The sequence below is a fragment of the Desulfolutivibrio sp. genome, from assembly GCF_036584575.1.
Lineage (GTDB): Bacteria > Desulfobacterota > Desulfovibrionia > Desulfovibrionales > Desulfovibrionaceae > Desulfolutivibrio.
This window is the reverse complement of the sequence record NZ_JAZHDB010000231.1, coordinates 18578-38206: the sequence shown is the minus strand read 5'-3', so window position 1 is coordinate 38206 and position 19629 is coordinate 18578. Positions and strand designations below refer to the sequence as shown.

General features: G+C 64.2%; 22 protein-coding genes. All 22 read right to left on the bottom strand.

What is annotated here, in order from left to right; all coding sequences use genetic code 11:
* Positions 1-97: 97 nt before the first annotated feature.
* The 22 genes from fusA to V3572_RS17435 all read right to left on the bottom strand — a co-directional run bounded on the left by fusA (position 98) and on the right by V3572_RS17435 (position 19583).
* Positions 98-2170 carry an elongation factor G gene (gene fusA, locus V3572_RS17540; protein ID WP_332112326.1) on the bottom strand — a complete coding sequence of 691 codons (2073 nt, stop codon included), beginning with the start codon at positions 2168-2170 and terminating at the stop codon, positions 98-100.
* Positions 2171-2181: 11 nt separating this feature from the next.
* Entirely contained in the window at positions 2182-2652 is a 471-nt protein-coding gene (rpsG, locus tag V3572_RS17535; RefSeq protein WP_332112325.1) for a 30S ribosomal protein S7, read from the bottom strand.
* Positions 2653-2694: 42 nt separating this feature from the next.
* A complete protein-coding gene (rpsL, locus tag V3572_RS17530; protein WP_332112324.1) occupies positions 2695-3066 on the bottom strand; it encodes a 30S ribosomal protein S12 in 372 nt (123 codons plus the stop codon).
* Positions 3067-3328: 262 nt separating this feature from the next.
* On the bottom strand, positions 3329-4003 hold the full coding sequence (locus V3572_RS17525) for a class I SAM-dependent methyltransferase (protein ID WP_332112323.1): 675 nt from the start codon (positions 4001-4003) through the stop codon (positions 3329-3331).
* 7 nt (positions 4004-4010) lie between these two features.
* Entirely contained in the window at positions 4011-4214 is a 204-nt protein-coding gene (locus tag V3572_RS17520) for a heavy-metal-associated domain-containing protein (protein WP_332112322.1), read from the bottom strand.
* 137 nt (positions 4215-4351) lie between these two features.
* The gene (hisA, locus tag V3572_RS17515) at positions 4352-5080 is read right to left on the bottom strand and encodes a 1-(5-phosphoribosyl)-5-[(5-phosphoribosylamino)methylideneamino]imidazole-4-carboxamide isomerase (RefSeq protein ID WP_332112321.1); all 729 of its coding nucleotides are present in this window, start codon (positions 5078-5080) and stop codon (positions 4352-4354) included.
* Positions 5077-5730 carry a hypothetical protein gene (locus tag V3572_RS17510; RefSeq protein ID WP_332112320.1) on the bottom strand — a complete coding sequence of 218 codons (654 nt, stop codon included), beginning with the start codon at positions 5728-5730 and terminating at the stop codon, positions 5077-5079. The genes hisA and V3572_RS17510 overlap by 4 nt, the downstream gene beginning before the upstream one ends.
* Positions 5727-6317: an imidazoleglycerol-phosphate dehydratase HisB gene (hisB, locus tag V3572_RS17505; RefSeq protein ID WP_332112319.1), complete on the bottom strand. Its 591-nt coding sequence runs from the start codon at positions 6315-6317 to the stop codon at positions 5727-5729. Before hisB ends, V3572_RS17510 begins: the two co-directional genes overlap by 4 nt.
* 27 nt (positions 6318-6344) lie before the next feature.
* A complete protein-coding gene (gene tatB / locus V3572_RS17500; RefSeq protein WP_332112318.1) occupies positions 6345-6665 on the bottom strand; it encodes a Sec-independent protein translocase protein TatB in 321 nt (106 codons plus the stop codon).
* A 34-nt stretch (positions 6666-6699) separates the two neighbouring features.
* Complete coding sequence (gene guaA / locus V3572_RS17495) at positions 6700-8250, bottom strand: glutamine-hydrolyzing GMP synthase (RefSeq protein ID WP_332112317.1); 1551 nt, start codon at positions 8248-8250, stop codon at positions 6700-6702.
* A gap of 57 nt (positions 8251-8307) precedes the next feature.
* Positions 8308-9765 carry an IMP dehydrogenase gene (guaB, locus tag V3572_RS17490; protein ID WP_332112316.1) on the bottom strand — a complete coding sequence of 486 codons (1458 nt, stop codon included), beginning with the start codon at positions 9763-9765 and terminating at the stop codon, positions 8308-8310.
* Between the two features lie 47 nt (positions 9766-9812).
* Positions 9813-10520: an ABC transporter ATP-binding protein gene (locus V3572_RS17485; RefSeq protein ID WP_332112315.1), complete on the bottom strand. Its 708-nt coding sequence runs from the start codon at positions 10518-10520 to the stop codon at positions 9813-9815.
* Positions 10513-11298, bottom strand: coding sequence for an ABC transporter ATP-binding protein (locus V3572_RS17480; protein ID WP_332112314.1), 786 nt, complete (start codon positions 11296-11298; stop codon positions 10513-10515). The genes V3572_RS17485 and V3572_RS17480 overlap by 8 nt, the downstream gene beginning before the upstream one ends.
* Before the next feature lie 6 nt (positions 11299-11304).
* Complete coding sequence (locus tag V3572_RS17475; protein WP_332112313.1) at positions 11305-12360, bottom strand: branched-chain amino acid ABC transporter permease; 1056 nt, start codon at positions 12358-12360, stop codon at positions 11305-11307.
* 49 nt (positions 12361-12409) lie between these two features.
* On the bottom strand, positions 12410-13297 hold the full coding sequence (locus V3572_RS17470; protein ID WP_332112312.1) for a branched-chain amino acid ABC transporter permease: 888 nt from the start codon (positions 13295-13297) through the stop codon (positions 12410-12412).
* A gap of 153 nt (positions 13298-13450) precedes the next feature.
* Entirely contained in the window at positions 13451-14611 is a 1161-nt protein-coding gene (locus tag V3572_RS17465; protein ID WP_332112311.1) for an ABC transporter substrate-binding protein, read from the bottom strand.
* Positions 14612-14780: 169 nt separating this feature from the next.
* Complete coding sequence (locus tag V3572_RS17460; RefSeq protein WP_332112310.1) at positions 14781-15416, bottom strand: tetratricopeptide repeat protein; 636 nt, start codon at positions 15414-15416, stop codon at positions 14781-14783.
* Positions 15400-15543 carry a CcmD family protein gene (locus tag V3572_RS17455; RefSeq protein ID WP_332112309.1) on the bottom strand — a complete coding sequence of 48 codons (144 nt, stop codon included), beginning with the start codon at positions 15541-15543 and terminating at the stop codon, positions 15400-15402. The genes V3572_RS17460 and V3572_RS17455 overlap by 17 nt, the downstream gene beginning before the upstream one ends.
* Before the next feature lie 13 nt (positions 15544-15556).
* Positions 15557-16216 carry a cytochrome c biogenesis protein gene (locus V3572_RS17450; protein WP_332112308.1) on the bottom strand — a complete coding sequence of 220 codons (660 nt, stop codon included), beginning with the start codon at positions 16214-16216 and terminating at the stop codon, positions 15557-15559.
* Positions 16217-16307: 91 nt separating this feature from the next.
* Positions 16308-16979, bottom strand: coding sequence for a heme exporter protein CcmB (locus V3572_RS17445; protein WP_332112307.1), 672 nt, complete (start codon positions 16977-16979; stop codon positions 16308-16310).
* A complete protein-coding gene (locus V3572_RS17440; RefSeq protein WP_332112306.1) occupies positions 16973-17668 on the bottom strand; it encodes an ABC transporter ATP-binding protein in 696 nt (231 codons plus the stop codon). The genes V3572_RS17445 and V3572_RS17440 overlap by 7 nt, the downstream gene beginning before the upstream one ends.
* Before the next feature lie 7 nt (positions 17669-17675).
* Entirely contained in the window at positions 17676-19583 is a 1908-nt protein-coding gene (locus V3572_RS17435) for a heme lyase CcmF/NrfE family subunit (RefSeq protein ID WP_332112305.1), read from the bottom strand.
* Positions 19584-19629: the final 46 nt, after the last annotated feature.

Genomic DNA, 19629 nt, shown 5'->3' with positions numbered 1-19629 from the left:
TGTTGACATGCGGCTTGTTGCGTTCGAATTTCGCCTTGCCCATGGTTTCCCCCTGCGCTTTTTTTGTCGTGTGGTCGGTTGTCTCGCCTAGGGCGTCTTATTTCTTTTTCACCAGTTCCTCGGCCAAGCTGGCGGGAACCTTTTCATAGTGGTCGAACTGCATGCTGAACGTGGCCCGGCCCTGGGTGCGCGAACGCAGATCCGTGGCGTACCCGAACATCTGGGACAGGGGCACGTGGGCGCTGATGATCTGGGCCCCGGGACGCGCGTCGAGCTTGGAGACCCGGCCGCGCCGACCGTTCAAGTCGCCCATGACCTCGCCCAGGTACTCGTCGGGGGTGACCACCTCGACCATCATGATCGGTTCGAGGAGGATCGGCCCGGCCTTTTGCACGGCTTCCTTGAAGGCCTGAGAGGCGCAGATATAGAAGGCCTGCTCGGAAGAATCCACTTCGTGATAGGAGCCGAAGGTCAGTTCGGCCCGGATGTCCACCACCGGGAACCCGGCCAGCACGCCGGACTTCATGGCGTTTTGCATGCCCTTGTCCACGGCCGGGATGTATTCCTTGGGGATGACGCCGCCCACGATGGAGTTGACGAACTCATACCCGCCATCTTCCTTGGGTCCGATATTGATGACCACGTGGCCGTACTGGCCCCGGCCGCCGGTCTGCTTGACGTAGCGGTTCTCATGTTTGACGGACTTGGTGATGGTCTCGCGGTAGGCCACCTGAGGCTGACCCACGTTGGCGTTGACCCCGAATTCGCGCATGAGCCGGTCCACGATGATTTCCAGGTGCAGCTCGCCCATGCCCGCGATCAGCGTCTGCCCGGATTCCTCGTCGCCCTTGACCCGGAAAGACGGATCTTCCTTGGCCAGCTTGGCCAGGGCCTGGGACAGGGCGTCGCGGTCAGCCTTGGTCTTGGGCTCGATAGCCACTTCAATGACCGGCTCAGGGATGGTCAGGGATTCGAGCTTCACGCCCTTGCCCTGCTCGCACAGGGTGTCGCCGGTGCTGGTGATCTTCATGCCCACGGCGGCCACGATGTCGCCAGCTTCCGCTTCCTTGATGTCCTCGCGCTTGTTGGCGTGCATCTTGAGCAGCCGCCCGACACGCTCTTTCTTGCCGGTATTGGCGTTGACCACGGTCATGCCCGATTCGATGCGGCCGGAGTACAGGCGCAAGAAGGTCAGGTGGCCCACAAAGGGGTCGGACATGAGCTTGAAAGCCAGGGCGGCCAGCGGTTTCTTCACATCGCAGGGACATTCGATCTGCCGATCCGGATAATCGGGATCAGTGCCGACGACCGGGGGGATGTCCAACGGGGACGGCAGATAATCGACAACCGCGTCGAGCAGGGGCTGCACGCCCTTGTTCTTAAAGGCCGAACCGCACAAGACCGGGCAAATGGACAGTCCGATGGTGGCTTTGCGAATGGCCGTCACCAGGACTTCGGGGGAGATTTCCTCGCCGCCGAGATATTTTTCCAGCAGACTGTCATCTTCCTCGGCAACGGCCTCCAGCATGGACAGCCGCAATTCGTCGTACCGCTCCTGCATCTCGGGAGGAATGTCTTTCTCGACGAATTCGCGCCCCTTGGTGCTGTCGTCGAAATAGATCGCCCTGCCGCGGATAAGATCCACCACTCCCAGGAAATTCTCCTCGGAGCCGATGGGAATCTGCAAGGGCACGGGCTTGGCGCCCAGGCGGTCACGGATCATGTCCACGCAACGGAAGAAGTCGGCGCCGACGCGGTCCATCTTGTTGACGAAACTCATGCGCGGCACGTTGTAGCGTTCGGCCTGCCGCCACACGGTCTCGGTCTGGGGCTCGACCCCGGCCACGGCGTCGAAGACGGCCACGGCCCCGTCGAGAACCCGGAGGGAACGCTCCACCTCAATGGTGAAGTCGACGTGCCCGGGGGTGTCGATGATGTTGATGCGATGGTCACGCCAATAGCAGGTGGTGGCGGCGGAGGTGATGGTGATGCCGCGCTCCTGCTCTTGAACCATCCAGTCCATGGTGGCCTGGCCGTCATGGACTTCCCCAATCTTGTGGGACACGCCGGTGTAGAAGAGAATTCTCTCCGTGGTCGTGGTCTTCCCAGCATCAATGTGGGCCATGATGCCTATGTTGCGTTGCCGCTCAATGGGTACGGGCTTGGACACAAAAATCTCCGCTACCAGCGGTAATGGGCGAAGGCCTTGTTGGCCTCGGCCATACGGTGAGTGTCTTCGCGCTTCTTCACCGCCCCGCCGCGATTGTTATAGGCATCCAGGAGTTCCCCGGACAGTTTGTCGGCCATGCCTTTCTCGCCGCGCGAGCGGGCATAATTGATGACCCACCGGATGGCCAGGGTGACCTGACGCTCGGGGCGAACCTCCATGGGAACCTGGTAGGTCGCGCCGCCAACCCGGCGGGGCTTGACTTCCATGTGCGGACGGACGTTGCCCAGGGCCTTTTCAAACGCCTTCAGGGGGTCTTCGCCGGCCTTTTCGGCCAGGACGTCGACGGCCCGATAGAAAAGTCCCTCGGCGATGCTTTTTTCGCCGTCATGCATCAGACGATTAATGAACTTCGTGATCAGTTGGCTGCCGTATTTGGGATCGGGCAGCACGGATCTCTTGGGGACGGGGCCTTTACGAGGCATACGCCATCACTCCTTGTCCTATCGGTCTTCTTTGGGCCGTTCTTATTTGGGGCGCTTGGCGCCGTACTTGGACCGACTCTGACGACGGTCACCGACACCGGCCGTATCCAGGGTGCCGCGGATGATATGGTAGCGCACGCCGGGAATGTCCTTGACGCGGCCGCCCCGGATCATGACCACGGAGTGCTCCTGGAGATTATGGCCTTCGCCGGGGATGTACGAGGTGACCTCGATACCGTTGGTGAGCCGGACGCGGGCCACTTTGCGCAAGGCCGAGTTGGGCTTCTTGGGTGTGGTGGTGTACACGCGGGTGCACACCCCCCGACGCTGGGGGCACGCCTGCAGGGCCGGGGTTTTCCGGCGCTTGGCGACCTTGGCGCGCTCCTTGCGGATGAGCTGGTTGATCGTGGGCATAACCTTCTCCGTAACTTTTAATGACAAAGACGGAGGCATTTAGGTGATTCCTGAGCCTCTGTCAAGCCCCTCCCCGGAATGGGGGGAAAAATCCGCACCGGGCCGGAAAATATAAGCGAGGCAGGGATGAAAGGGAAGGGATCAGGCGGGCATTTTTCACCCTTTCTGGTCACCATGCCCCTCCAGGGAAGGTTTTCCCTGCTGGAACACATCCTATTCATTGGGCATTATCCCGGAAGGGAGATGTGAAAAAAATGACGCATCAGCGCAAAAAAACCTGTCCCACGACCCCGTTGATCCGGTTTCCGGAGCGTGTCTGCGACTGAACCTGGCGCAGCCGGGTGCGGCAAAAACCTGCTTCTCGCATGAGTTCTTCAATCTCTTCAATGGTATAGTGGTGAGCGGTGTACAGATATCGCTCCCCTTCCATGACCCGGAAGGTTCCCCACTCCCCGGTCTCCCCGAAACCCCGCTCATATCGTTCCCGGTACAAAGGAATTTCGGGGGTCAGCAAAAAATCCGAAATTGTCATCCCGCAGCGAAGCACACGGGCCGCCTCGGCCAGAACCATGCGGCGCACGGTCGGCGTGTCCAACGTGGTCAAGACCGCGTGCATAATCCCGTAATCGAAGCTCTTGTCCGCAAACGGCAGGCGGGCCAGCTCCCCCCGCACGAAGGCCGTGCCCGGCAGGCCCCTCCCCTGCCCCGCCGCAAGGCTTGGCGAATTGACGTCCACACCGGCCCACAGCGGCCCGGAATCCCTTCCCCCGACCCCCGGTCCGCATTTCGCCCTTTCGGCCATCTCAGCCAGGGTACGGCCGTCTCCGCACCCCATGTCCAGGAGGGCGTCGCCCGGCCCGATCAATGCGGCAAAGGCCGGGTCCACATCCAGGGTGGACGGAACCCGGCCTGCGGTCTTCCAATAGGCGTCGGACATGGCCCGGCTATTTCACCTCGCCCGGCTCGAAGCCGATTTTGGCGATGGCCTCGCGCACGGCCTTGGGGTCGAGCGCGGCGGCGTCGAAGGTGGCCAGCCCTGTGGCCAGGTCCACGGCCACGTTTTTGATCCCCGGCATGGCGGACAGGGTTTTGGTCACGTTCATCACGCAGTGGTTGCAGGACATTCCCTTGACTTCGATGCTGGGCATGGGCGTGCTCCTCGCGATACGCGCGGCCGACGGCCGCCCGGTTGCCCTCCCCGCAGGACGGCCGGAGACGGGAAGGTGATTCTCATTTTCAAACATGCCTCGCAGGCCGACGCGAACGTCGGCCGACGGGCTCTGCCCTAGAGATTTTCCGCAAAGGCGACGGCGGCCTTGAAATCCAGCGTCCCCGCGTAGATGGCCCGGCCGCTGATGACCCCGTCCAGCCCCTTGGCGGCCAGGGGAGCCAGGGCCCTGACATCGTCCATGGCGGCCACCCCGCCGGCGGCGATGACCGGGAGCCTCGTCAGGGACAGCAGGCGCGTAAGAGCCGGGATGTTCACCCCGGTCTGCATGCCGTCGCGGCTGATGTCGGTATAGACCAAAAAGGCCACCCCCTGGTCTTCCAGACGCGGCAGCACGTCTTCCACGGCAAGGCCCGTATCGTCCACCCAGCCCCGGATCTTGAGGCGGCCGTCATCGGCGTCCAGGGACACCCCCACCCGGCCGGGAAGGGCCGCCACGATCTCCCCGAAGCCGTCCGGGTCGGTGATGGCCATGGTGCCGATGAGGATGCGCTTCACCCCGGCGTCCAGGTAGGCCTCGGCCACCGAAAGATCGCGGATGCCGCCCCCGAGCTGGACCGGAATGTCCAGGCTATGGCAGATGCGTCCGATAAGCGGCGCATTTTGGGGGATGCCGGAGAAGGCCCCGTCCAGATCCACCACATGCAGCCACCTGGCCCCGAGTTCCGCCCAATGGTGGGCCATGGCCTCGGGATCCTCGGAAAAAACGGTCACCTCGTCTTCGCGGCCCTGACGCAGGCGCACGCAACGGCCGTCTTTGAGGTCGATGGCCGGATAGACGATCACAACCCGAACTCCGCCACGGCGGCCCGCATCCCTTCGGCGGACAATTCGTAGGCCGTCAGCCACCGCCCCTTGCGTTCGAAAAACTTCCCGGCTTCAAACAGGTTGTCGGTCAGGGAGAGCTGTTCCTCGTCGAAGTGGAAGAACTTGACCACCCCGCCGGTCTTGACGTCGAGCAGGTAGAAATTGATGACCACGGCGGCCGAGACGGTGGCGCCCATGGCCGACCCGTCGCGCTCCCGCCAGGCCAGAACCTGGGGCACGACCACAAAGTCAACCCCGGCGCAGCGGCCGATGTTCTGCCAATAACGCAGGGTGCCGAGACGGCCGCCCTCCCCCTCGCGGGGTTCGGTCTTCAGGCAACCGGCCACCCTGGAGGGTCCGGCGACCCGGGCCTTGCTCCCCGAGGCCAAAACCCCGGTGAACACCTCGTCGAGTTTGCCGGGAACCCCCTCGCTCACCGCCGGGGCGTCCTCGGGCAAAAACCCGGCCAGGAGCTCGAAGTCGGCCCTGGGATTGGCGAACGGGGCCACGGCGATCTTGGCCTCCATGGGCGCCGCGCTTTGCGGGGCCTTGCGTTTGCACCCCAGGGAAAAAACCAGAAGCGCCACGGCGGCGACCACAAGCAGGCGTTTGAGCAGCATGGTGTTCATCGGTCAAGGCTCCCTTTGGTGCTGGGCACGCCGGTTCTCCCGGCGGCCAAAGCCCGGCGCAGGGACAGTCCCAGCGCCTTGAAAGCGGCTTCGAGTTGGTGATGGCCGTTTTGGCCGTACACGAAGCACACGTGAAGGTTCATTTTGGCGCAGACGGCCAGGGACTTGAAAAATTCCCGCCACACGTCTTTTTCCTCACCCGCCACCACGGCGGGCAGGGTGTTTTCAAGATAGACCAAATACGGACGGCCCGAAAGGTCCACGGTGACCTCGGCCAGGGCCTCGTCCATGGGCACCCGGGCGTATCCCACCCGCTCAATGCCCGTCCGGTCCCCGGCGGCGGCAAGCAGGGCCTGCCCCAGGGCCAGGCCAACGTCCTCCAGACTGTGGTGGGCGTCAACCTCATGGTCGCCCCGGCAGGTCACCTCCAGGTCGAATCCGGCCCAGAACCCGAGAAGGGTCAGCATGTGATCGGCAAAGGCGAACCCCGTGTCGCACCGGGTCCGGCCCTGACCGTCCAGGCGCAGGGAGACGGCCACCTCGGTCTCGGCGGTCTTTCGATCAATGCGGGCCGTGCGTTCGGTCATGTCCCTGGCTCCCCTGGCGACGGCCGATCAGGCCGTCTGCTTGTCCGCAGCGGGCGGTGCGGCGGGTGTCTCGGCTGGCGTGTCCGCATTGGCCGCCTTTGCGGCCGTCTCGGGCGCCGCCGCCTCATTTTCCGGAAAAAGTTCCTTTTTGGCCTCTTCCTTGCGCTTGGTGTCCTCGGCCCGCTGCACCTCGGCCTCCAGCGTGCTTTTCACATCGGTGCTCACCCGGCGAAATTCCGCCAGGCCCTTGCCGATGGTCCGCATCACGTCAGGCAGTTTGCTTGGGCCGATGACGATAAGCGCCACCACCAGTATGACCAGAAGTTCCGTTGTGCCGATGCCGAACATATGTTTTCCCGTTTTGGGCGCTCTCGCGTCCGGTCTATTCCCACTCGATGGTGCTTGGCGGCTTGGAGGAGATGTCCAGAACCACCCGGTTGATGCCCTTGACCTCGTTGATGATCCGATTCGAGATGGTGGCCAGGATCTCGGTGGGCACCCGGGACCAGTCGGCGGTCATGGCGTCGATGCTGTCCACCACCCGCACGGCGCACACGCTTTCATAGGTGCGGTCGTCGCCCATGACGCCCACGGTCTTAAGCGGCAAAAGCACCGCGAATCCCTGCCACACCTTGCGGTACCAGTCCGCGGCCAGAAGCTCGGCCTGCACGATCTTGTCCGCCCGGCGCAGGATGTCCAGGCGTTCGGGGGTGACCTCGCCGATGATCCGGATGGCCAGGCCCGGCCCCGGGAAGGGATGCCGCCAGATGATGAAGTCCGGCAGCCCGAGCTCCACCGCCACCTTGCGCACCTCGTCCTTGAAAAGCTCCCGCAAGGGCTCGACCAGGGACAGCTTCATGATGTCCGGCAGCCCGCCCACGTTGTGGTGGCTTTTGATGACCGCCGAGGGGCCCCGAAACGACACGGACTCGATGACGTCGGGGTACAGCGTGCCCTGGGCCAGAAACTCCACGCCCGGCAGTTTGTTGGCCTCGCGCTCGAAGACCTCGATGAACGTGCGGCCGATGATCTTGCGCTTTTCCTCGGGGTCCGTGACCCCGGCCAGAAGCGACAGAAAAAGGTCTGCGGCCTTGACGTGGATGAGGTTCAAATCGAAGTGCTCGCGCAGGTAGGCCACGACCTCCTCGCCCTCGTTCAGGCGCATAAGCCCGTTGTCCACAAAAATGCAGTGCAGCTGCTTGCCGATGGCCCGATGCAGCATGACCGCCACGACCGTGGAGTCCACCCCGCCGGACAGGGCGCAGACCACGTGTTTGTCGCCGATCTGCTCCCGAAGCGCGGCGTCCTGGCTGGCCACGAAGGAGGACATGGACCAGCCGGGGGTCAGTCCGGCGATCTTGAACAGAAAATTGTGCAGAATCAGCGTGCCGTCCTCGGTGTGGGCCACCTCGGGATGGAACTGCAAGGCGTAGATGCGCCGGGCCGGGTCGGCCATGGCCGCGACATCCACCGAGGGCGTGGAGCCAATGACCGAAAAGCCCTCGGGCGGCGACTTGACCCGGTCGCCGTGGGACATCCACACGGTCAGCGCCCGGTCCATGGGCAGGCCGTCGAAGAGCGGCGAGGCCCCGGTCACGGTGAATTCCGAACGGCCGTATTCGCGATCCGTGGAGGACGCCACCCGGCCTCCGGGCAACAGGTGGGACAAAAGCTGCATTCCGTAACAGATGCCCAGGATCGGCAGGTCCAGGTCGAAGACCCCCATGTCCAGGCTGGGCGCGCCGGGCTCGATGACGCTCGACGGGCCGCCGGAGAGGATCAGCGCCCGGGGGGCCAGTTCCCGCAGCTTGTCCACGGGCGTGGTGCAGGGATGAATTTCCGAATAGACCCCGGCCTCGCGCACCCGGCGGGCGATGAGCTGGGTGAACTGGGAGCCGAAATCCAGAATGACGACGGTGTCCGAATGGGTCATGGCGTGTCTGGCGCTTTGCGTGGTGCGGTTGTCGGAGCCGGCCGGGCCGGACCCGGATTAATAGGTGTCCACCCGGTAATTGGGGGCTTCCTTGGTGATGATCACGTCGTGGACGTGGCTTTCCCGAAGTCCCGCCGCCGAGATGCGCACGAAGCGGGCCTTGTTCTGAAGCTCGACGATGTCCTTGCAGCCGCAATACCCCATGCCGGACTTGAGCCCGCCCACGAGCTGATAGATGCTCTCGGTCACCGGCCCCTTGAAGGGCACCCGGCCTACAATGCCCTCGGGAACGAGCTTCTTGGATTTCTCCTGGAAATAGCGGTCGGAACTGCCTTCACGCATGGCGTCGATGGAGCCCATGCCGCGATAGATCTTGTAGGTGCGGCCCTGGTAGAGGATGGTCTCGCCCGGGCTTTCCTCGGTACCGGCGAACAGGCTGCCCATCATCACCGTGTCCGCCCCGGAGGCCATGGCCTTGACGATGTCTCCGGAAAACTTCACCCCGCCGTCGGCGATGCAGCACTTGCCGTGTTCCCGGCAGGCCCGCACGGCCTCCATGATGGCCGTGACCTGGGGCACGCCCACGCCGGCCACGATGCGCGTGGTGCAGATGGAGCCCGGGCCGATGCCCACCTTCACCGCGTCCGCTCCGGCCTTGATGAGCGCCAGGGCCCCCTCGTAGGTGCCCACGTTGCCCGCCACCAGGCGGCTGGCCGGGAAATCGGACTTGAGCGCCGCAATGGAGTCCAAAATATTTTTGCTGTGGCCATGGGCCGAATCCAGCACGATGAAATCCACCCCGGCATCGAGCAAGGCCTGGACCCGCTCGTTTCTGTCCGCGCCCACGCCCACGGCCGCGCCCACCCGCAGCCGTCCCAGGTCGTCCTTGCAGGAATTGGGATATTTGCGAATCTTTTCGATGTCCTTGATGGTGATCAGCCCGCGCAGGGTGTTGTCGGCGTCCACCACCAACAGCTTCTCGATGCGGTTTTGGTGCAGATGGTGCTTGGCCTCTTCCAGGGTGGTGCCCACGGGCACGGTGACCAGGTTCTCCTTGGTCATCACGTCCTTGACCTTGGTCACCGAGTCCTTGACGAAACGCACGTCGCGGTTGGTGACGATGCCCACCAGCCGGTCCCCGTCCACCACGGGCAGCCCGGAGATGCTGTATTCGGACATGACCAAAAGGGCCTGCTCCACGGTCATTTCCGGGGGCACGGTGATGGGGGAGATGATCATGCCGGATTCGGACTTCTTGACCTTCTCCACTTCAAGCCGCTGGCGCTCCACGGACATGTTCTTGTGGACCACCCCCACCCCGCCGCAGCGGGCCAGGGAGATGGCCATGCGCGACTCGGTGACCGTGTCCATGGCCGCGCTCAAAAGCGGAATGTTCAGCTTGATGTCCGGGGTGAGCCAGGAACTGACGTCCACCTGGTCCGGCGTCACCTCGGAATAGTCGGGCAGAAGCAAGACATCATCGAAAGTCAGTCCCCGGCCGTAAACCTTTTCCATAACTCCGTCCTTTCGCTCCAGAAGATGTTCCGGCCGTTTTTTGTCGCTCAATCCAGGCCGAGATAGGCCAGCCGCACCTTGGGGTCGGCCAGAAGATCGGCCGAAGGCCCTTCCAGGATGACCGTTCCCGTCTCCAGGACGTAGCCCCGGTGGGAGATCTGCAGGGCCATCTGGGCGTTTTGCTCCACGAGCATGACCGTGACGCCCTCGGCGTTGATCTGTTGAATGATCTCGAAAATGTTCTCCACGACCATGGGGGCAAGCCCCAGGGAAGGTTCGTCGAGAAGCAGCAAGGCGGGTTGTGCCATGAGCGCGCGGCCGATGGCAAGCATCTGCTGCTCCCCTCCGGACAGGGTGCCGCCCATCTGGGAGCGCCGCTCCCGCAAGACCGGGAAAAGCTCGTAAGCCCTCTCCTCACCTGCCTTTATGCCGTCCTTGTCCTTGCGCAGATAGGCCCCCATGAGCAGATTCTCGCGCACGGTCAGGCGGGGAAAGATCATACGCCCCTCGGGAACCTGGGTGATGCCCCGGGCCACGATTTTTTCCGTGGTGAAGCGGGTGACGTCCTCGTCCAGAAAGGTCACGGTCCCCTGCCTTGGCGGGGTGACGCCGCTTATGCTCATGAGCGTGGTGGTCTTGCCTGCGCCGTTGGCCCCGATCAGGCACACAATCTCGCCTTTCTCCACGCGCAGGCTGACGCCTTTTAAGGCATGGATGTTGCCGTAGTAGGTATGGATGTCACGAAGCTCAAGCATGGGCGGCGCCCTTTCCGAGATAGGCCTCGATGACCTCGGGGTTTTCCCGGATGGCGGCGGGCGTCCCCTCGGCGATCTTGACCCCGTGGTCCAGGACCACCAGATGTTCGCAGATGCGCATGACCAGCTTCATGTCGTGCTCGATAAGGACCACGGTCACGTCTTTTTTCAGGATGGCGTAAATGAGGTCCACCAGGGATTCGGTTTCCTTGGGGTTCATGCCTGCGGCCGGTTCGTCGAGCAAGAGGAGCTTGGGGTCCGTGGCCAGGGCCCGGGCGATCTCCAGGCGGCGCTGGTCGCCGTAGGACAGGCTTGAGGCGGATTGCAGGGCGAACGCCCCCAGCCCCACGAAGTCGAGCCAGCCCATGGCGTCGTCGATGATCCGCCTCTCCTCGGCGCGCTGGGCTCGTGTGCGCAGGACCGCTCCGAAAAAATTGGAGGAGGTGCGGCAGTGGCGGCCGATGCGCACGTTGTCCAGAACCGTCAGCGACAAAAAGAGCCGGATGTTCTGAAAGGTGCGGGCCACGCCCAGGGCGGTCATCTTTTCGGGCTTGAGCCCCTGCACGGGATTGTCCCTGCCGTCGGGCCGAAACACGATGGCCCCTTCCGTGGGTTTGTACAGCCCGGCCACGCAATTGAACATGGTGGTCTTTCCGGCCCCGTTTGGGCCGATAAGCCCCAGGATCCGGCCCCGGGCCACATCGAAACTGACGTCGCTTAGGGCCATGAGCCCCCCGAACTTCTTGCTGACGCCGTCCACCCGCAAAATCGCTTCCATAATGCGTTATCCGGTCTTGCGCGCCGCAAGGGTGCGGCGCAGGTCCATGATGAGGGGGCTCGTCAGGGTGCTTTCGGCCACGGCGGTGAAAAAGCCGCCCGGCCGGAAACGCATGATAAGGACCATGATCAGCCCGTATACCAGAAAGCGGGTCTCGGCCGGAAGGCCGAGACTGGGCAGGGCCACCCGCAGCACCTCGCCCAGGGAAATCAGCACCACCGCGCCGATGAGCGCCCCGCGTATGTTGCCCAGGCCGCCCAGGACCACCATGCACAGGACCAGGAAGGATTCCCAGAACTTGAACATGTCCGGGGACAGAAAAAGCGTCCAGCGGGCGTAGAAGCATCCGGCCAGGGCCCCGATGCCCGTGGACACGGCGAAGGCGATGACCTTGTAGGCGAAAAGGTTCACCCCGGTGGAGGCGGCGGCCATAGGGTCTTCGCGGATGGCCAGCCAGGCCCGTCCCAGGCGCGAGTCCTCCACCCGGCGAAGGACCACGTAGACCGCGAACACCATGACCATGCCCAGGTAATAATACGGCTCCTCGCCGGAAAAGACATACCGCCAGTCCCACTCGGGATTGAGAAGCTTTGAGAGCCAGGACAGGTCGAGCGACACCGGGGCGATGCCCGGCAGCCCTAGGGGGCCGCGCGTCAGCCAGATCTCGTTGGTCAGGAAAAGGACCACCAGTTCCGAGAACCCGAAGGTCACGATGGCGAAATAGTCCCCCACCAGCCGCAGGGTGGGCGCCCCCAAAATGATGCCCCACAGGGCTCCGTTGAGCACGGCCAGGGGCACGATGACCCAGAACGACAGGTCGTAGTTGAGGGTCAAAAGCCCGGCGGTATAGGCCCCGATGCCGTAAAAGCCCACGTACCCCAGGTCCAAAAGGCCGCAGAAGCCGGGCAGGATGTTAAGTCCCATGGCCAGAACCCCGTAGACCATGACCAGGACGATGACGTGCAGCACGTAGACGTCGCTGACCGGGGTCAGGGGATAGGCCAGGGCCGCCGCCAGAAGCAGGTATTTCAATGGTCCAAGGAGTGCCGTGACGCCGCGCATAGGTGGAAACCGGGGTGAAAGGGTGTCGGAATGGTCCGGCCGGGCCGGATCAGGCCTTTTCCGTGACGGCCCGTCCCAAAAGGCCGGAGGGTCGCAAAATAATGACCAGGATCATGATGGCGTAGGCCACGCCGTCGCGGTAGGGGGAGGACACGTATCCGGCCCCCAGCGTCTCGGCGATGCCCAACACCACCCCGCCGAACATGGCCCCGGGCACGGAGCCGATGCCGCCCAGAACCGCTGCGGCGAAGGCCTTGACCCCGGCGTTGTAGCCCATGGTGGGGTACATGGTGTTGTAGAACATGGAGACCATGATTCCGGCCATGGCCCCAAGCCCCGAGCCCAGGGCGAAGGTGAAGGCGATGACCCGGTTGACGTTTATGCCCATCAGCGAGGCGCACACCCGGTTCTGGGCCAGGGCCCGCATGGCCGTGCCGGTCCTGGTCTTGGTGATGATCAAATTGAGAAGGATCATGAGCGAAACGGCCACGATATAGATGGTCATCTGCATCCAGGAGATGTTCACGTCGCCAAACGACAGGGCCGTCACCTTGAAAAAGGCGGGCAGGGCCTCCTTGACGAAGGGCAGGGGACGGCTGCCCCAGATGATCATGGCCAGGTTCTGGAGAAAGATGGACATGCCGATGGCGGTGATCAAGGCCGCCAGCCGGGGGGCGTTGCGAAGCGGCCGGTAGGCCACCACGTCCAGGAGCACGCCCATGAGCGCGCAACAGGCCATGGACAAAAGAACGGCCACGACCAGCGGCGCCCCGAACACGGTGAGAAAGGTCATGCACAAAAACGCGCCGAACATGTACACCTCGCCATGGGCGAAGTTGATGAGTTCGATGACGCCGTAGACCATGGTGTAGCCCACGGCGATCAGCGCGTAGATGAGCCCCAGGGTGAGTCCGTTGACCAGTTGTTGTTCGAGCAAGGCCGACTCCCGCCGCGTTCGCCGCCCCTGTCGAGGCGGCCATTGTGAATGATGTTCCCAGCCGGTGTCCGGGCCCGCAACGGGGCCCGGCTTGTAACGAAACAGGCTGGAGGATGTCCAGCCTGTTTCGTGTTCGCGTGCGTGTGCGCTGCCCTAGTCCATCTGCTTGGGGGCCGGGACGAAGGCGTTGCCCTTGACCGTCTTGACATAGGCGGGCTTTAAGCAGTCGCCGTTTTGGTCGAAGTAGTTGACGCCGGTGATGCCCTTGTAGCCCTTGTCGGCGGTATTGATTCCGGCCAGGTAGTCGCGGATCTTGGCCCGGTCGGCGCCGACCTTGGCGATGGCGTCGGCCAGCATCCCGGTGGCGTCGTAGGCGTTGGCGCTCATCCAGTCCACGTCGCGGCCGAAGCGGGTCTTGAAGGTCTCGATGAACTTTTTGGCGTCGGGACCGGCGGTTTCGGCCAGAAAGGGAGCGGTCAGGTACAGGCCGTCGGCGGCGTCGCCGGCCAGCTTGATATAGTCGGCGTTGTCGAAGCCGTCGGCCCCGAACTTGGGCACGTCCAGGCCGATCTTTTTGGCCTGGTCCACGATGAGCGCGCCTTCGGGATAGTATCCGGCGATAAAAAGGGCCTCGGGGGCGCCGCCCTTCATCTTGGTCAACTGCGGGTTGAAGTCCTGGGCGCCCTTCATGTAGGCCTCTTCGCCCACGATGGTCAGGCCGAGGGTCTTGGCCTCTTTCACAAAGGCGTCCTTGAGGCCGATGCCGTAGTCGTTGTTCTCATAGAACACGGCGATTTTCTTCAGGCCCATGACCTTTTGCACGTACTGGGCCAGAAACTTGCCCTGGAAGTCGTCGCGGTAGACGTTGCGGAAGGACCAGACATTGCCCTTGGCGTCCTTGTTCTTGTCGGTGATGGTGACGCTGGTGGCCGTGGGGGAGATGGCTGCGATGCCCTCGCGCACGTAGGTGGGCAGGGCGGCCAGATGGGCCGAGGAGCACAGGTGCCCGACGATGCCCACGATGGCCTTGTCGTTGGCGATCTTGGTGGACACGGTGGCCGCCTCGCGCGGCTCGCACTGCTCGTCCAGGTACACGGCCTCGACTTTCTTGCCGCCTATGCCGCCTGCGGCGTTGATCTCTTCCACCTTGAGCGTCACGCCGGCCTTGACGTTCTCGCCGAATCCGGCGGCGCTGCCGGTGTAGGGAGAGGGCACGGCAATCTTGATCACGTCGTCGGCCAGAGCCGGGACGGCGGCCAGCAACAGCCCCATCAGGCAGGCGGTTCCCAAAAATTTCAGACCTTTGCCGAGCATGTCTTCCTCCTTGCGAAAATGGGTTTGGCGTCGTTAGCCCCCGCAGGGGCGGAAACAGGCATTTTCCCGGGGAGATGGGGCCATCCGGGCGGGCTCCCCGTGCCGCCATGAATTCACCAAAACGTCACAAAAAGCAATGCCAAAGCGCCCGGCGACCGGCCGCGCCGCGCTACTTGGCCGGTTTGTCCCCGGCCTCGGGCGGGCTTTCCAACTCGCTTTTGGCCTGGGACTTGGTCCGCTCGTCGGCCGCCGGGGAGTCCATGACCGCCCGCAACTGCTCGGCGGCCTTGTCCATGTCCCCCAGGGCATACTTGTACAAGAGCCCCAGATTGAACCGGGCCCGGAAGTCCGCTTCGTTTTTGGCCAGGATGGCCTCGAAGGCGGCCTTGGCCTCTTCGGCCTTGCCGGTGTTGTACAGGGCGATGCCCTTGTCGTTTAAAATCTGCGGATTGTCCGGATCAAGTCCTGCGGCCTTGTCCAGAAAGATCAGGGCCCGGTCGTAGGCCCCCATCATCATGAACCGCTCGGCCAGTTCCAGTTGCACGGCCGGATTGTCCGGCTCTTCTTTTTGGCGCTGCATGAGCTCCATGATTTCCTTCATGGGGCCGCTGTCGGCCATGCCGCCCATGCCCTGGGGCATGGCGGGCGTATCCGTGCGCACCACCCGGGAGGGATTCTCGGCCCGGTACAGAAACGAGGACACGAACATGGCCACCAGGGCCAGCCCCATCAGGGCGGCCACGCTGCGGCCGATCAGGGCGTTTTTGCCGTCGTCCTGCGCGGTATTGTCAGGGATTGTCGTCACGCATGATCTCCAGACGTTTGAGGCGTTTTTGCAGCCGGGCCTGGACCCGGGACAGATACAGCAGGTAACCGCCGACCCCGATCCACACCAGGGCGTTGGCCACAAACAGATAGGTTTCTTTTTCCATAGTCGGGTTGGCCTCAGGCCATGCTATCAAGGGTTTTGGCGGCCATTTCGGCCTCGGCGTCCGAGAGGGACAGACGCAGGCGCACCAGGGTCACGGACAACAGCCCGAAGGCCACGACCCCGGCCAGAAGCGTCGCCAGCATTTCGGGTTCCAGCCCGCCGCCCTGGGCTCCCAGCACCGCCGGATGGATGCTGCGCCAATACCGGGCGGACACGAACACCAGGGGAACGTCCAAAAAGGCCGCCACCCCGAGCACGGCGCACACCAGCCGCCTACGCCCAGGGCCCATGTCCGAGGCCCGCAGGACCAGGTAGGCGGCGTAGACGAACCACATGACCAGCGTGGTGGTGAGCCGGGGATCCCAGGTCCACCAGACGTTCCAGATGGGCCGGGCCCACATCATGCCGGTCAGAAGGGCCAGTCCGCTCAACACCACGCCCAACTCGGCGCAGGCCCCGGCCAGCCGGTCCCATTTGGGGTCGCGGCGCAAAAGGTAGAGGACCGAGGCCACGAACACCACGGCGAAGGCGACCATGGACCACCCGGCCATGGGCATGTGCATGTAGAAAATTTTTTGGACCACGCCCATGCTGGCCTCCACCGGGGCGTAGAACCAGATGAGGTACTGGGCGGCCGCAAAGGCCAGGATGGTGGCGAGGCTTAAGATGGTCATGGGTGATCCGGGGTTTGATTGGCGGCTGCTCTCGGGCCATGCAACAAGCTGTTGTGAGTACCGCGAAAACGGCGGAAAAACAATCGCCGCCCTAGTCCTCGCCGCTGTACAGCGACGGGAAAAGGGCCAGGGCCGCCGCCGTGAACACCGCGTCGAAGGCCAGAACCATGCCCAGCCACAGCCCCGTGTCGGCGGGCTCGCCCGAGAGCACCCCCTCGGTAAGCCGGATGGCGGCCAGAAGAAGCGGCGTGAGCAGCGGGAAAAGCACCACGGTCAAAAGCGATTCCCGGGCCCCGCGACCGGCGGAGATGGCCCCCAGAAGCGACCCCAGGGCGACGATCCCCCAGTCGGCGGCCAGGATGAACACAAGCCCCGACACAAGCGATCCGGCCGGGCGCTGCCCCAAAAAGGCCACCACCGCCGGGGCGAACACCGCCTGGCAACTGAGAAGAAGCGCCATCCCGGCCGCCGCCTTGCCCAGCCACACGGCCTGAACCGGCGCGGGCGACAGCAAAAGCCCGTCCCGGCAGCCCCCTTCCTCCAGGGAATACAGGGTGTTGAACACCAACACCTGCCCGAAGGCCGTGGCCAGCCAGAACACGGCTGCGGCCGAAAGCGGCGGAAAAAGCTCCCCGGGATCGCGCGACAGGCTGAAAATAAAGATCAGGATGAGCCCCAAAAGCACGGTCTGGGCCGGTCCCTGGGCCCCGGCCAAGGACAGCCGCAGATCCTTGGCGGCCACGGCCGCCGCCCGGCTCAGCATGCCCCCTCCGCGCAAAACGCCCCGGCGTCGAAGTCCCGGGCAGGACCGCAAAAAACCGCCCGTGTCCCGGCCAGATGCAGCACCCGGTCGGCCAGGGGCAGATCCCCGGCCACGTCATGGCTGACCATGACCACCCCGGCCCCGGCCGACCGCAACGCCGCGATCTCCCGGCGAAGCAGCGCCGCCGAGGCCGCATCCAGGCCCGAGGCCGGTTCGTCCAAAAACAAAAGTCTGGGGTTCTGGGCGAACACCCGGGCCAGATCCAGCCGCTGGGTCATGCCCCGGGAGAACACCCCGGCCGGTTCGTCGGCGAAATCCGCCAGCCCCACCCGCGCAAGAAGGGCCACCCGCGCCTGCCGGTCCAGGTTTCGGCCATGCATCCGGGACCAGAAGGCCAGGTTGGCCTCGGCCGTGAGCTTGGGATAGACAAAGGGGCGATGCCCCAAAAAGGCCGCCTGTCCCGGCTCGGCAAAGTGCTCCACCTGCCCCGGTTCGGGCCGGGCCAGCCCGGCCATGATGCGCAGGAGCGTGGACTTGCCTGCGCCGTTTTTCCCCACCACCAGCAGCACCTCGGCGGCCCGGACCTCGGCCTCGACGCCGCGCAGGACCGGGCGCTCCCCGTAAAACTTGCCCACCTTGCCAAGCCGCACAAGCACCGTCGGCCCGGGTATGGACGCAGGCATGGCCATGGACCGCCTAGGCCTCCCCGTCCCCGCCGCCCGGACGCGACCGGAAGCGCGTAAGGCCCACGAATCCGGCCAGACACATGATGGCCCCGCCGATCCATATCCAGTTGACCAGGGGATTGACGCTGATTTTCACGCTGATGGATTTTTGCTCGGTGAAGCTCAAAAGCACGGCGTAGAGTTCGTCGCCCAGAGAAAAGACCGTGGACACCTCGGCAAAGGGCTGCTCGAAGCCGCGATAGATACGCCGCTCAGGCGTCAGTTCGGACACCGGGCGACCGTCCTTCTCCACGGCGATCACGGCCCGGGCCACGCTTACGGCCTCGCCCTCGGTGATGGTCATGTCCTGGTAGACCAAGCGGTAGCCGCCCACCTTCATGTCCGCCCCCGGGGCCAGGATGGCCTCCTTGGAGCTCTGGTAGGGTCCGGACACGGCCACGCCCAGAAACAACAGCGCCGTCCCGGCATGGACCAGATAGCCGCACAGCCCGCCCTTGGCGCTGCGCGCAGCCCGGTCGCGCACAAAAAGGAGCCCGATCCCGGCCAGGGCCCCGATGGCCCCCACGGCCGCGGCCAGGGCCACGGGATGGGTCATGCCCGAAACGTACAGGGCCACGCCCACGGCCAGGGAAAACGCCCCCAGGCCCACGGCCGCGCCACGGTCGCGCACCCCATCCTTCCAGGACAGCCAGGGACAGACGATCAGCAAAAGGGCCACCGCCGCGAACAAGGGGTTGCAGGCCCGGTTGTAGAATCCGGCGTCCAGACCCACGGACTTGGCGCTCCACAGGGTGCTGATGACCGGCCACATGGTGCCCAGGATGACCACCAGGGACAGGGCCGTAAAAAGCCAGGCCAGGACCACCAGCGCCCCGGGCAGGCTCACCAGGCCCGGCAGGGGCCGGGCTTCGCGCTCCGGGTCGCCGCCCAGGCGCAAGGCGGCCACGGTCAGGGCCAGGCCGAAGAGAATGAAGACCAGAAGGGGCCGGGACACGCCGCCCTCGCCGAAGGCGTGCAGGGACTCCACCACGCCGCTGCGCACCAGATAGGTGGCGAAGATGCTGGACAGAAACGTCAGACTGACGAGCAGGACGTTGGTTTTTAAAAGCGCCCCCCGGCGGCGCTGCACCACGGCGGTGTGGATGAAGGCCGTGCCCATGAGCCAGGGGATCAGCGAGGCGTTTTCCACGGGATCCCAGGCCCAGTAACCGCCCCAGCCCAACTCCATGTATGACCACCAGCCGCCCAGGACGATGCCCGAGGTCAGAAAGATCCAGGCCAGCAGGATGTAGTTGCGCCCGGCCCGCAACCAGGAAATCCTCTCCCCGGACAGCCATGCGGCCAGGGCCAGACAGCAGGGCACGGTGAATCCGGCATAGCCCAGGAATAAAAGCGGCGGATGAAAGATCATGCCCGGGTTGCGCAGGAGGGGATTTAAGCCCCGGCCCTCATGGGGCGGCGGGACAAGCTCCATGAAGGGGGTGCTCGGGCCGGTCAGAAGCAACAGGAAAAAGGCCTCCACGCCCAGGTAAAAGAGCCAGAAAAGCCGTTTGGTCTGCGGCGCAAGGGCCCGGTAGGCCGCCGTGTTGGCGAAAAGCGACCCGAAAAGGCCCAAAGTGAGCATCCAAAACAGAAGCGACCCGGCCTGCCCGGCCCAGAAGGCGGTGACCGTGTAAAAAAGCGGCAAAAACGTATCCGAGTATTCGGCCACATACTGGAAGGAGAAATCCCTTTTCCACAAGGCGATGACCAACACGGCCGAGGCCACGGTGGTCAAAACGAAAACTCCCGACTGGGCGCGTTCGTACCACAGCACGCCGTCGGTTTCACCGCGCCAGGTCTTCATGGCGGCCACGATCGCCGCGAAGAGGGATACCAGCAGGGACGCCATAAGGGCCCAATAGGCCACGAAATGCATGGATGCTCCTTTGTTGGATCAAAAAAAGGCCAAAAAACCTGAGGGG